Here is a 13396-nt window from a genome sequence, read left to right as displayed (position 1 = left end):
TTAACCAAGATAATGACAATCTTGCATAGACAAAAAATAACGCTAAACTGATATCAATTATAATGATATACCAGTTTGGCGTTTTGTATTGATTTAACAGTTATAATATCAAACTATTCCTTTACGATTTGTTTTACTTTATCTAGGTCATGTGTCACAAATGAACCAGGTTTTTTAGTGTATTTACTAACAAAGTAAGTAGTAATCACACTTGCTAAGAATCCAGGAATAATTTCATACATACCAAATAGCTCATTGATAGAAGCTAATGGTTTAATCCAAACAATCCAAATAATTACGACCAATGCGCCGGTAATCATGCCTGCAAGTGCACCAGTACGTGATAGACCTTTCCAATAGAGTGAGAAGATAACTAATGGACTAAATGCGGCACCAAATCCTGCCCAAGCATTACCAACTAAATTTAGTATCGTATCGTTTGGCGACCAAGCAATCCATATAGCCACAATCGCTACAATTAATACAGATAAACGACCAACCATTAAGAATTCTTTCTCGTGTGCTTTAGCTTTATCTTCACCACGAATGAGTTTATAAAAGTCTTCCGTTAAGGAACTTGAAGTTACCAGTAATTGTGAAGAAATTGTACTCATGATGGCTGCCAAAATTGCTGCCAATAAGAAGCCTCCAACTAAAGGGTGGAATAAAATTTGGCTCATAACGATAAATAAAGTTTCAGGATCCTCTAACTTGATGTTGCGTTCAGAAATAAAGGCAATACCTGTTAAACCAACTGCAACAGCACCTAATAACCCAATCACCATCCAGCTAATACCTAATCTTCGTGCTTTTGGTAATAATTTGTGCGATTTTATAGACATAAATCTAACAATAATATGAGGTTGTCCGAAATAACCCAATCCCCAAGCAAACAGTGAAATGATACCTAAAACGGTTGTGCCTTTAAATAGATTCATATTTGTTGGTTTCCTCTCTGCTACTTGTTTAAACGTATCGATGCCGTTTAAATCGATAAGTGCAACGATAGGGACCATCACCATAGTGATTAACATGATCACTCCTTGGAAGAAGTCGGTGATAGATACCGCAAGATAACCACCGAAAAATGTATAAAATATGACTATAAATGCAACCATTAGTAATCCCCAATGATAATTCAAACCGAAGGCACTTTCGAATAATTTACCACCTGATACAAAACCGGAATGTGTGTATAAAGTGAAAAAAACAACAATAATTAAGCCGGATATAATTTTTATGTAATTATTGTGGTCATTTAATCTGTTTTTAAAGAAATCTGGTAATGTAATCGCATCACCAGCCAATTCTGTATAGACACGTAGACGAGGTGCAACGACAAAATAATTTACATAGGCGCCTAATGAAAGACCAATGGTAATCCACATAGCAGATAACCCAGTACTATAAACAGATCCTGGTAGACCCATAATCATCCAGCCACTCATATCTGATGCACCTGCTGAAAGTGCTGTCACATAAGGACCGATGCTCCTACCACCTAACATAAATTCACTTAAATTACCTGTAGCTTGTTTGTATCCGTAGTAACCGATAAATAATAATATAGTGAAATATATGATGATCATTATATATGTTTGCCAACTTGCATGTACTTGGTTGGCCAATGAAGTGCCTAATATCAGCATCGTCCTCATCTCCCTTTGTTTTAAATGATTCTATTGTGGTATATGAATTATTATACAATGTAATTTATAAATAGAATAGTATTATTTTAGTTTAATGAAAAAATACATTTTAGCCATGCTTTGTTAAGCGCTTCCATATAATGATGTATAGTTACATGAAATATAAAGTGCAATGATTGATTATGCATTTAAAAAAATAAATCGTGCGTGATTTAGGTGGTGAAATTTAAACAATGCCATTTTTAACGTATGAATGACAAGTAAATAATAGCAATATAAAATTTTAATTTACCGTTATTATTGAAAAACTTAGATTTTTCAACGAAATTTTGGTACAATTTTGTAATGAATGAGTAAAAAGGAGGCTTTTATTTAATGGCTAAAGTTACACGAGAAGAAGTTGAACATATAGCAAATTTAGCAAGACTTCAAATTACTGAAGATGAAACGACTGAAATGCAAAATACATTAGAAAGCATTTTAAACTTTGCTAATCAAATAGATACAGCGGATACTAGTGAAATTGAACCAACATATCACGTACTAGATTTACAAAATGTATTACGTGAAGATAAAGCAATCGAGGGCATCCCTCAAGAGCTTGCATTAAAAAATGCTAAAGAGACGGAAGATGGACAGTTTAAAGTACCATCTATCATGAATGAGGAGGACGCTTAAGATGACCATCCGTTATGAATCTGTTGAGAATTTGATCAACTTAATCAAAAACAAAGAAATTACACCATCTAAAGTTGTAAGTGATATTTACGATGCAATTGAAGAAACTGATCCAACGATCAAATCGTTTCTTGCATTAGATAAAGAAAATGCTATTAAAAAAGCACAAGAATTAGATGAATTACAAGCAAAAGACCAAATGGAAGGCAAGTTATTTGGTATTCCAATGGGTATTAAAGATAACATTATTACTGAAGGTGTAGAAACAACATGTGCTAGTAAAATGTTAGAGGGCTTTGTACCAATTTATGAATCAACTGTGATGAATAAATTACGAAATGAACAAGCAGTGCTTATTGGTAAATTAAATATGGATGAATTTGCTATGGGTGGTTCCACTGAAACATCATATTACAAAAAAACTGTAAATCCTTTCGATCATACTGCAGTACCTGGTGGTTCTTCGGGTGGTTCTGCCGCAGCAGTTGCAGCTGGTTTAGTTCCTTTCAGTTTAGGTTCTGATACTGGTGGCTCAATTCGTCAACCAGCAGCTTATTGTGGAATTGTCGGTTTGAAACCAACATATGGCCGTGTATCACGTTTTGGTCTAGTAGCCTTTGCATCGTCATTAGATCAAATTGGACCATTGACACGTACAGTTAAAGACAATGCATTAGTCTTGGAAGCAATTACTGGGGTAGACGAAAATGATTCAACAAGTGCGCCAGTTGAAGATGCTGATTACACTTCTGATATCGGTAAAGATATTAAAGGATTGAAAATCGCGCTTCCAAGTGAGTATTTAGGTGAAGGTGTTTCTGATGAAGTCAAAGCATCTGTAAAAGAAGCAGTCGAAACTTTAAGAGGTCTTGGTGCCACTGTAGAAGAAGTATCATTACCGAATACGAAGTATGGGATTCCTTCTTATTATGTAATTGCATCTTCTGAAGCTTCTTCTAACTTGTCTCGTTTCGATGGTATTAGATATGGATATCATTCTCCAGAAGCGAACTCATTAGAAGAATTATATAAAATGTCTAGAAGTGAGGGCTTTGGTGAGGAAGTTAAACGCCGTATCTTCTTGGGAACATTTGCATTAAGTTCAGGTTATTATGATGCATTTTATAAAAAATCACAAAAAGTTAGAACATTAATCAAAGATGATTTCAATCGTATATTTGAAAATTATGATGTTGTCGTTGGTCCAACTACACCTACAACAGCTTTCAATTTAGGTGACGAAATAGATGATCCACTTACAATGTATGCGAACGATTTATTAACAACGCCAGTTAATTTAGCTGGTTTACCAGGTATTTCTGTTCCTTGTGGACAATCAAATGGCCGCCCAATCGGTTTACAATTTATAGGTAAACCATTTGATGAAAAAACACTATATCGTGTCGCTTACCAATATGAAACAAAATTTAATTTTCATAATGAATACGAAAAACTATAAGGAGTGGAAATCATGCATTTTGAAACAGTTATCGGACTAGAAGTCCACGTTGAGTTAAAAACAGATTCTAAAATGTTTTCTCCAGCGCCAGCGCATTTTGGAGCAAAACCGAACTCAAACACAAATGTTATCGACCTAGCATATCCAGGTGTATTACCAGTTGTAAACAGACGTGCTGTTGATTGGGCCATGAGAGCTTCAATGGCATTGAACATGGAAATTGCTACAGAATCTAAATTTGACCGTAAAAACTATTTTTATCCAGATAATCCAAAAGCTTATCAAATTTCACAATTTGATCAACCAATTGGTGAAAATGGTTATATCGATATCGAGGTTGATGGTGAAACAAAACGCATTGGTATTACGCGTTTACACATGGAAGAAGATGCTGGTAAATCAACACATAAAGATGGTTATTCTTTAGTTGATTTAAATAGACAAGGTACACCATTAATTGAAATCGTATCGGAACCAGATATTCGCTCTCCTCAAGAAGCATACGCATACCTAGAAAAACTACGTTCAATCATTCAATATACAGGCGTTTCAGATTGTAAGATGGAAGAAGGTTCATTACGTTGTGATGCCAACATTTCATTACGTCCGTATGGTCAAGAAGAATTTGGTACAAAAGCTGAGTTGAAAAACTTAAACTCCTTTACATATGTTCGTAAAGGTCTTGAATACGAAGAAAAACGTCAAGAAGAAGAATTGTTAAATGGTGGAGAAATTTTACAAGAAACACGTCGATTTGACGAGTCTAATGGTAAGACATTATTAATGCGTGTTAAAGAAGGATCTGACGATTACCGTTATTTCCCAGAACCAGATATTGTACCTTTATATGTAGATGAAGAATGGAAAGAACGCGTTCGTCAAACGATTCCTGAATTACCTGATGAAAGAAAAGAAAAGTATGTAAATCAATATGGTTTACCTGCCTACGATGCACACGTACTTACACTGACAAAAGAAATGTCTGATTTCTTCGAAGGTGCAGTTGCAGAAGGTGCAGATGTTAAATTGACATCTAACTGGTTAATGGGTGGCGTAAACGAATATCTAAATAAAAATCAAATTGATTTATTAGATACTAAGTTAACGCCAGAAAACTTAGCGGGTATGATTAAATTAATTGAAGATGGCACAATGAGTAGTAAAATAGCTAAAAAAGTATTCCCTGAACTAGCTGAAAATGGCGGGGATGCAAAACAAATTATGGAAGATAAAGGCTTAGTGCAGATTTCTGACGAAGCAACATTGCTTAAATTTGTAAATGAAGCATTGGATAATAACGAGCAATCTATTGAAGACTATAAGAATGGTAAAGGTAAGGCTATGGGCTTCTTAGTTGGACAAATTATGAAAGCTTCTAAAGGCCAAGCTAATCCACAGTTAGTTAACCAATTGTTAAAACAAGAATTGGATAAACGATAATTCAATATATCTAGACCCTGTAGCTCAAATTATGCTACAGGGTCTTTTAAATGCGATGTGCCTTAAATATTTTCTTTGGAATTTAACCTAAAATGCTTTTAACATCTATGTAAATCATATAATATAGGTATTGAGTATATGAAGTAGAGGGATAAATTATGAGAAAAAGAGCTAGAATCATTTATAATCCAACATCTGGAAAGGAATTATTTAAACGCACATTACCAGATGTTTTAATTAAATTAGAAAAAGCTGGATTTGAAACAAGCGCATATGCCACAGAAAAAGTAGGCGACGCAACTACAGAAGCAGCACGTAGTTTAGAACAAAATTACGATGTACTGATTGCAGCTGGTGGAGATGGTACTTTAAATGAAGTCATAAATGGCATTGCTGAAAAGCCAAATAGACCAAGTTTAGGTATTATACCGATGGGCACTGTGAATGATTTTGGTCGTGCATTACATTTACCCACAGATATCATGAGTGCGATAGATGTCATTATTGAGGGACATATGACACGTGTGGATATTGGTAAGATGAATAGTCGTTATTTTATTAACTTAGCTGCAGGTGGACAACTAACTCAAGTATCATACGAAACTCCGAGTAAGTTGAAATCCATTGTAGGACCATTCGCGTATTATATCAAAGGTTTTGAAATGTTACCTCAAATGAAAGCCGTGGATATTCGTATTGAATATGATGACGAAGTATTCCAAGGAGAAGCCTTGTTATTCTTACTAGGGCTTACGAATTCAATGGCTGGGTTTGAAAAATTAGTCCCCGATGCTAAATTGGATGATGGTTACTTTACATTAATTATCGTTGAAAAAGCTAACTTAGCTGAATTAGGCCACATTATGACGTTAGCATCAAGAGGTGAACATACCAAGCATCCTAAAGTACATTACAAGAAGGCCAAATCTATTAGCGTTTCATCATTCACCGATATGCAATTAAATGTAGATGGTGAATATGGAGGCAAATTACCTGGTAATTTTTTAAACTTGAAACAACATATTGAAGTATTCACACCAAATGATATTAAAAATGAAGAAATTATAGAACAATGATACAAATAAAAATACGATTTAGATTAAACTACGAGGTTAGGTCAGTCAACATACATCCTAACCTCTTTTAATGTGGGGTGAAGTAATGAATGCGATACAAAAAAATGAAGTAATTGAAGGAACAGTGATAGATTTAACACATGAAGGTCATGGTGTTGTGAAATTTGATCGTTATCCAATTTTTGTGCCCAATGCACTCATTAATGAAGTGATAGCGTTTAAAGTAATCAAAGTGAAAAAGAACTTCGCAATTGGTAAGCTGGTTGAAATTAAAGAAAAAAGCACTGATCGAGTAGAACCACCGTGTATATATTATTATAAATGTGGTGGTTGTCAGTTGCAGCACATGACATATCAAGCGCAGTTAAATATGAAAAAAGAACAAGTTGTGAATTTATTTCAACGTAAAGCTGGATTTAAAGATACAATCATTCATGACACGATTGGTATGGAAAATCCTTGGTACTACAGAAATAAATCACAAATTCCAGTGGGTAAAAACAATGAGAATAAAGTTATAACAGGATTTTATCGTCAACGTAGCCACGATATTATTAATATGGATGAATGTTTGATTCAAGACCAACTACACCAAGAAGTTATAAATAAATTAAAAGCGTGGTTCAATGAACTAAACATCAGTGTTTATAATGAGCGTAAAAAGCAAGGCATGATGCGTCATGTTGTAATAAGAACAGGGCATCATTCTAGAGAACTCATGGTCATTTTTGTAACAAATGGCAAAAAATTTAAACAAGGTGACATCCTAACAGAACGTTTAAAACAACATTTTCCAGCAATTGTGAGTATTAAACAAAATGTAAATGATACACATTCCAACGTTATAATGGGACAAAATTCATATACACTTTATGGTAAAGATGAGATTGTCGATATGTTGTCAGATGTCACATTTAAAATTAATGACCAATCATTTTATCAAATTAATTCTATCCAAACAGAAAAACTATATCAACGTGCTATAGATTATGCTGAGCTACAGGGAGAAGAAACAGTGTTGGATACTTATTGCGGTATTGGTACCATTGGTTTATATATGGCTCCCAAAGCAAAACATGTCTATGGTGTTGAGGTTGTGCCAGAAGCCATTACAGATGCTCAACAAAATGCGACTATAAACCAATTTGAAAATACTACTTTTGTCTGTGGTAAGGCAGAAGAAGTTATCTTAAAATGGAAATCAGAAGGAATAAGACCAGATGTTGTAATGGTTGATCCACCTAGAAAGGGTTGTGACGAAACATTTTTGAAGACATTATTAGAGCTAAATCCTCAAAAAATTGTCTACATATCATGTAACCCATCAACGCAACAGCGTGATGCACAATTATTAGCAAACCAATATAAGTTAACACAAATTACACCGGTTGATATGTTTCCGCATACGACACATGTTGAAACAGTGGCACAATTTGAACGTATATAAAGCATTGATGTAAAGACTGTATTACTTATAATTAAATACGTTTTGTATATATGACTTGTGTAAAAATAATTAATAATTTGTTTGCTAAACATTGCAAAATATTGCAAAATGAGTAAGTTTGTTAAAATTCAATTACAAGCAACTTACTTTCACTTTACCCCCTTTCATAGTGGTGATAATCGTTGTATACTCTAGTTAATAACGAGTGACGAGGAGGGCGTCTAATGTTTAAAATTGATTTGTTTTCTAATAAAAAAGCAGTTGAAGGTTTTATTTTATTTCAATTAACTATTGTGATGATTAGCATTTTGATTTCTTATAAAATGGCATATTCTATGACCCATATTATAGAACAAAACATAATTTTTAATATTATTTTTGGTATTGTTGGTTTTGCAGTAGTGTATTTCTTACATGAATTTATTCATAATATAATGTTCAGAGTAATGTCAAAAGGTAATAAACCTACATATCGTATTAAATCAGGTTTGATTACAACACATATGCCAAATGTTTATTTTAAAAAATGGCAATACATGACAATTATGTTAGCCCCTTTAGTCATTATCACAAGCGTATTATTAGTAATATTTTCGTATTTTGCTTACTCATCTATTATCTTTATTGCATGTTTTCACATAGGATATTGCGTAATGGATATGTATTTCCTTACAGGTTTATTAAATAAACATGTACAACTTATTGAAGATACAGAAGAAGGGATTAAATTTTATACACAAGCGCCTGCCCCTGCTCAAGAATTTCGAACTGAATTGAAATCATAAAATGATAAATGTAACTTTGATAAAGGATCAGCTCCGTTTGAGTAAATGATCATTTGAATATTAAATTCAAACTGATTCACTTAAACGTGTACTGTTCCTTTTTTTTATTGAGCAAATTCAAAGAAAAATGATGATGGAGGATGTAAGATAAAAACAACACAATTATAAATTATATCGAATACAGGAGGTGAGGGCATTGTCAGAAAGACGGATTATACATGTGGATATGGACTACTTTTTCGCACAAGTAGAAATGAGGGATAACCCTAAACTAAAAGGAAAACCTGTCATTGTTGGTGGTAAAGCTAGTGGAAGAGGGGTCGTATCAACGGCATCATATGAGGCAAGACAATATGGTGTACATTCTGCGATGCCCACTGCACAAGCGCATAAATTATGTCCTAACGGGTACTATGTGACGCCAAGATTCGAAGCTTATAAAACTGCATCGGAAAAGATTATGAATATATTTAAAAGTTATACAGAGGTTGTTGAACCTTTGTCTTTGGATGAAGCATATTTGGATATCACACATCTTGTCAGACCTGATTTACCAGCCTCTCGAATCGCTCAATATATCAGGAGAGATATTTATGAAGCTACAATGCTTACTTCGTCAGCAGGTGTATCATATAATAAATTTTTAGCTAAATTAGCAAGTGGTATGAACAAGCCCAACGGTTTAACAGTTATTGACTATAGAAATGTTCATGATATTTTAATGGGCTTAGATATTGGAGATTTTCCTGGTGTTGGTAAAGCTTCAAAACAAAAAATGCATCAAGAAGCGATTTATACAGGACAAGATTTATATAATCAAAGTGAACGGGACCTTATTAGACTATTTGGTAAGCGTGGACATGGCTTGTACAATAAAGCGAGGGGTATAGATCATAATCCAGTAAAGCCTACTAGAATCAGGAAATCTGTTGGTACAGAACGAACATTTGCCACAGATATGAATGATGATGAAGAAATTTTACAAAAAATTTGGGAATTAAGTAATAAAACAGCAGAACGTCTAGCTAAATTACAAAAATCTGGAAAAACAGTAACAGTAAAAATTAAAACATTTAAGTTTGAATCTTTGTCGAAACAACGTAGTCTTAGAGACCCGGTTCGCTCAGAAACTGACATATACAATATTGCTTATGATTTATATACAGAATTAAAAAATCCTGAAACGCCTATTCGTCTTGTAGGGGTGACTGTTGGTAATCTTGAAAAAGCGACATATGAAAATATGACAATATACGATTATATTTAATTAAGATAGAAAATGATTTATAGTAGATAAGCTATTTTACAGACATATCAAGGAAATAGAATTAATCTTTATCTTTTAAATCCTTGCCGTAGATATTTAACATACTAGGTAAATCATCATAATGTTTTAAGAGACGGAACGTAATCATAGCGCATGCTTTAGCATCATTGAGCGCATCATGATGTCCATGAAAATCTAAATTATAATATTGCATCATGTAATTTAAACCATAGCGATGATTTTCTACTGTTCTTCTTGAAAGTTGTAAAGAGCAAAAGTAAGTCATGTTAGGGGTATCAAAACCAAAAGCACTAATACTTTCGTGTAGAACGTTCATATCAAATGCTGCATTGTGTGCAACGACGGGTAAATCGCCGATAAATTGCAACATATAGGGATATACTGTTTGAAATGTAGGCGCATCTTCAACTTGTTCAGGATGTATGCTGTGTACTGCGATATTTTGTTGTGAGAAATAGTCATTAGGGTTAACAAGTGTATAGAAAGATTCTGTTATCTGGTGGTTGACTACTTTAACCATACCAACAGCACAAATACTTGTACGTTTACCGTTGGCAGTTTCAAAATCTAAAGCTATAAATGCATCGTTACTCATGGAGCAAGTTCCCTTTCTATAATGGAATATGTTATGACTTTATAGAATAAATGAAAAACAGTCAAGTTAATGAAATTGAACTAACATTTACTACCTAATCAAAAAAGTCTGGGACATTTATTGATGTCCCAGACTTTTCTGATATATAAATTCGTGAGTATTACCTATTAATTATTCTGATTCATCAAATGAACGTGCAGCTAACTCTTTTTCATAAAGGTAAAGTGTATTACTATCATCACCAATACGATTTAAGTAATCGATATGCGTTTCAAACATAGCTTCTTCTTCAACTTGCTCGTCTAAGAACCAATTTAAGAATGAAATCGTAGCATAATCTTTATCTTTGTTAGCTAAATCTGATAAATTATAGAATCTATGTGTAACGTCTTGTTCTTGAGCCAAACCATCTTCAAACGTTTCTAAGATGCTGCTGAACTCTGTTTTTGGTGCAGGAATTGCTGTAAATAAAGCATGTTCTCCACGATCGTTAATATAGTCATATATTTTTTTACCATGGAATCTTTCTTCTTTAGCTTGTTGAATATAAAAATTTGCAAAACCTTCGTAAGAATTGTCGTCACAAAAGGCAGCCATAGCCATATAAGCGTGAGCAGCATAAAATTCATGATTCATTTGTTCATTTAAAGCATCTAATAGTTCTTTGTTTAACATAATTAATAAGCCTCCTATACTTTTTTTCAGTATAGCAAAACTAGACTTAGTAGTAAATTATACGCTACTTTATTTGAAAAAGACTCATGTAAATTGGATTGAGAATTGTTTGGAATACAACATAATCGTGTTATAATATTTGAGTGAAGAGTAGAGGAGGAGCTAAATGAGATACTGGACTGCAACCCGCTTAGCAAAATTGGCAAGGCAAGCAAGTAAAGCTGCTGGCAAAAAAGGCACAGACTTGCCCGGTCAAGTAGCTAGAAGAGTAGATAAAAATATATTAAGAAAGTTAGCATCTCAAGTTGATGAGATTGTTTTTATAAGTGGTACGAATGGGAAAACAACCACTTCAAACCTAATCGGTCATACATTAAAAGCTAATGATATAGAAATCATACATAATAATGAAGGCGCAAATATGGCTGCAGGTATTACATCTGCTTTTATTTTGCAAAATAAGAAAAATACAAAAATCGCAGTCATTGAAATTGACGAGGGCTCTATTCCGAGAGTGCTTAACGAAGTAACACCAACGATGATGGTTGTTACGAATTTCTTCCGAGATCAAATGGACCGTTTTGGTGAAATTGATATTATGGTTAATAACATAGCAAAGGCGATTAATAATAAGGGCATTAAATTATTATTGAATGCAGATGATCCATTTGTGAGTAGGTTGAAAATTGCGAGTGACACGGTTGTTTACTATGGCATGAAGGCACACGCACACGAATTTGAACAAAGTACAATGAATGAAAGCCGTTATTGTCCAAACTGCGGACGTTTACTCCATTATGACTATATCCAATATAACCAAATTGGTCATTATCACTGTGAATGTGGTTTTAAACGTGAGGATACACAATATGAAGTATCCTCATTTACACTGACACCGTTTATAAACTTAAATATTGGTTCTAAAACGTTTAATATGAAAATAGCTGGTGATTTTAATGCTTATAACGCGATTGCTGCATATTCTGTATTAAGAGAGTTAGGCATTAATGATGACGGCATCAGAAAAGGTTTTGAAACGTATACATCAGACAACGGCCGTATGCAATATTTTAAACAAGATAGCAAAGAAGCTATGATAAACTTAGCCAAAAATCCTGCAGGGATGAACGCAAGTCTCTCAGTAGGTGAACAATTAAGCGGTAGTAAGGTTTACCTTATCAGTTTAAATGATAATGCTGCAGATGGTAGAGATACATCGTGGATATATGATGCAGATTTTGAAAAATTAACAAGACAACAAATAGAGACAATTATTGTTACAGGAACTAGAGCAGAAGAACTTCAATTAAGATTAAAATTGGCTGGTGTTACAGTACCTGTTATCTTAGAGCGCGATATTTACAAAGCGACTGCTAAATCTATGGAATATAAAGAGAGCTTTACTGTAGCAATTCCAAATTATACTTCGCTCGCACCTATGTTAGAACAATTAAACCACTCTTTTGAGGAGGTCAAAGCGAAATGAATGAATTAACTGTTTATCATTTTATGCCTGATAAATTAAATTTATATAGTGATATTGGTAATATCATTGCGTTAAGACAACGTGCTAAATTGAGGAATATCCAATTAAATGTAGTTGATATCAATGAAACAGAAGGTATCACGCTAGATAACTGTGATATATTTTTCATTGGTGGTGGCAGTGATAGAGAACAAGCCTTGGCTACGAAAGAATTAAGCAAAATAAAAACGGTATTGAAAGATGCCATTGAAGAAGGCATGCCCGGTCTGACAATTTGTGGTGGGTATCAGTTCTTGGGGAGTAAATACATTACACCAGATGGTACAGAATTAGCTGGTTTAAATATTTTAGACTTTTATACTGAGTCACAAACAAATCGTCTTACAGGCGATATTGTGATTGAAAGTAAAACTTTTGGAACAATAGTTGGTTTTGAAAATCATGGTGGCCGTACATATCATAAATTTGGTACTTTAGGTCACGTTACACATGGATATGGAAATAATGATGAAGATGCAAAAGAAGGTATTCATTATAAAAATCTATTAGGTACATATTTACATGGTCCAATTTTACCAAAAAACCATGAAATTACTGATTATTTATTAGAAAAAGCATGTGAACGTAAAGGCATTGCTTTTGAGCCTAAACAAGTAGATAATACTGAAGAAGAAGCTGCTAAACAAGTTATTGTTGATCGCGTAGCTAAAAATTAAATTATAAAAAAGCACACTCGTAAAGCGATATGAATTTGATGCGCACCCCAAAAGTTGGACTAAAAATCTAACTTTTAGGGGTGTATTTTTTATGGGCAAACA

At 33.6% G+C, this 13396-nt stretch carries 12 protein-coding genes; 9 read left to right on the top strand and 3 right to left on the bottom strand.

Features of this window, described 5'->3' with window-relative positions:
* Positions 1-113: 113 nt before the first annotated feature.
* Positions 114-1649 (bottom strand): sodium/proline symporter PutP, encoded by a 1536-nt coding sequence (gene putP / locus L987_RS04385; protein WP_047503218.1) that lies wholly within the window; start codon positions 1647-1649, stop codon positions 114-116.
* Positions 1650-2024: 375 nt separating this feature from the next.
* On the opposite strand from putP, the gene gatC reads away from it, so the two are divergent.
* From gatC to dinB, 7 genes are all read left to right on the top strand, one after another.
* Positions 2025-2327: an Asp-tRNA(Asn)/Glu-tRNA(Gln) amidotransferase subunit GatC gene (gene gatC, locus L987_RS04380; protein ID WP_002482828.1), complete on the top strand. Its 303-nt coding sequence runs from the start codon at positions 2025-2027 to the stop codon at positions 2325-2327.
* A gap of 1 nt (position 2328) precedes the next feature.
* Positions 2329-3786 carry an Asp-tRNA(Asn)/Glu-tRNA(Gln) amidotransferase subunit GatA gene (gatA, locus tag L987_RS04375; protein ID WP_002482829.1) on the top strand — a complete coding sequence of 486 codons (1458 nt, stop codon included), beginning with the start codon at positions 2329-2331 and terminating at the stop codon, positions 3784-3786.
* Positions 3787-3798: 12 nt separating this feature from the next.
* On the top strand, positions 3799-5226 hold the full coding sequence (gene gatB, locus L987_RS04370; RefSeq protein WP_011302768.1) for an Asp-tRNA(Asn)/Glu-tRNA(Gln) amidotransferase subunit GatB: 1428 nt from the start codon (positions 3799-3801) through the stop codon (positions 5224-5226).
* A 158-nt stretch (positions 5227-5384) separates the two neighbouring features.
* Complete coding sequence (locus L987_RS04365; RefSeq protein ID WP_002482831.1) at positions 5385-6302, top strand: diacylglycerol kinase; 918 nt, start codon at positions 5385-5387, stop codon at positions 6300-6302.
* Positions 6303-6387: 85 nt separating this feature from the next.
* Complete coding sequence (rlmD, locus tag L987_RS04360) at positions 6388-7749, top strand: 23S rRNA (uracil(1939)-C(5))-methyltransferase RlmD (RefSeq protein WP_011302769.1); 1362 nt, start codon at positions 6388-6390, stop codon at positions 7747-7749.
* 224 nt (positions 7750-7973) lie between these two features.
* Complete coding sequence (locus L987_RS04355; RefSeq protein ID WP_011302770.1) at positions 7974-8534, top strand: DUF3267 domain-containing protein; 561 nt, start codon at positions 7974-7976, stop codon at positions 8532-8534.
* A gap of 196 nt (positions 8535-8730) precedes the next feature.
* Entirely contained in the window at positions 8731-9801 is a 1071-nt protein-coding gene (gene dinB / locus L987_RS04350; RefSeq protein WP_011302771.1) for a DNA polymerase IV, read from the top strand.
* 61 nt (positions 9802-9862) lie between these two features.
* Here the strand turns inward: dinB and L987_RS04345 are convergent, their stop codons facing one another.
* Together L987_RS04345 and L987_RS04340 are read right to left on the bottom strand one after the other, a co-directional pair.
* Positions 9863-10417, bottom strand: a complete 555-nt coding sequence (locus tag L987_RS04345; RefSeq protein WP_011302772.1) for a 3'-5' exonuclease — start codon at positions 10415-10417, stop codon at positions 9863-9865.
* A 171-nt stretch (positions 10418-10588) separates the two neighbouring features.
* The gene (locus L987_RS04340) at positions 10589-11092 is read right to left on the bottom strand and encodes a ferritin (RefSeq protein WP_011302773.1); all 504 of its coding nucleotides are present in this window, start codon (positions 11090-11092) and stop codon (positions 10589-10591) included.
* Positions 11093-11258: 166 nt separating this feature from the next.
* Here L987_RS04340 and L987_RS04335 point away from each other — a divergent pair, with 166 nt between their 5' ends.
* Together L987_RS04335 and L987_RS04330 are read left to right on the top strand one after the other, a co-directional pair.
* Positions 11259-12578 carry a Mur ligase family protein gene (locus tag L987_RS04335; protein ID WP_047503213.1) on the top strand — a complete coding sequence of 440 codons (1320 nt, stop codon included), beginning with the start codon at positions 11259-11261 and terminating at the stop codon, positions 12576-12578.
* Positions 12575-13294 (top strand): type 1 glutamine amidotransferase, encoded by a 720-nt coding sequence (locus tag L987_RS04330; RefSeq protein WP_002482838.1) that lies wholly within the window; start codon positions 12575-12577, stop codon positions 13292-13294. Before L987_RS04335 ends, L987_RS04330 begins: the two co-directional genes overlap by 4 nt.
* Positions 13295-13396: the final 102 nt, after the last annotated feature.

Source organism: Staphylococcus sp. ZWU0021, assembly GCF_000798895.1.
GTDB classification, from domain to species: domain Bacteria; phylum Bacillota; class Bacilli; order Staphylococcales; family Staphylococcaceae; genus Staphylococcus; species Staphylococcus saprophyticus.
The sequence above is the reverse complement of the archived record's forward strand: the minus strand, read 5'-3'. Positions and strand labels throughout refer to the sequence as shown.

Bases quoted from the DNA above. Each gene is read 5' to 3' on its own strand.
- gatC (WP_002482828.1), top strand. From the start codon at position 2,025: ATGGCTAAAGTTACACGAGAAGAAGTTGAACATATAGCAAATTTAGCA.
- rlmD (WP_011302769.1), top strand. From the start codon at position 6,388: ATGAATGCGATACAAAAAAATGAAGTAATTGAAGGAACAGTGATAGAT.
- gatA (WP_002482829.1), top strand. From the start codon at position 2,329: ATGACCATCCGTTATGAATCTGTTGAGAATTTGATCAACTTAATCAAA.
- L987_RS04355 (WP_011302770.1), top strand. From the start codon at position 7,974: ATGTTTAAAATTGATTTGTTTTCTAATAAAAAAGCAGTTGAAGGTTTT.
- putP (WP_047503218.1), bottom strand. From the start codon at position 1,649: ATGCTGATATTAGGCACTTCATTGGCCAACCAAGTACATGCAAGTTGG.
- L987_RS04335 (WP_047503213.1), top strand. From the start codon at position 11,259: ATGAGATACTGGACTGCAACCCGCTTAGCAAAATTGGCAAGGCAAGCA.
- gatB (WP_011302768.1), top strand. From the start codon at position 3,799: ATGCATTTTGAAACAGTTATCGGACTAGAAGTCCACGTTGAGTTAAAA.
- L987_RS04330 (WP_002482838.1), top strand. From the start codon at position 12,575: ATGAATGAATTAACTGTTTATCATTTTATGCCTGATAAATTAAATTTA.
- L987_RS04365 (WP_002482831.1), top strand. From the start codon at position 5,385: ATGAGAAAAAGAGCTAGAATCATTTATAATCCAACATCTGGAAAGGAA.
- L987_RS04340 (WP_011302773.1), bottom strand. From the start codon at position 11,092: ATGTTAAACAAAGAACTATTAGATGCTTTAAATGAACAAATGAATCAT.
- L987_RS04345 (WP_011302772.1), bottom strand. From the start codon at position 10,417: ATGAGTAACGATGCATTTATAGCTTTAGATTTTGAAACTGCCAACGGT.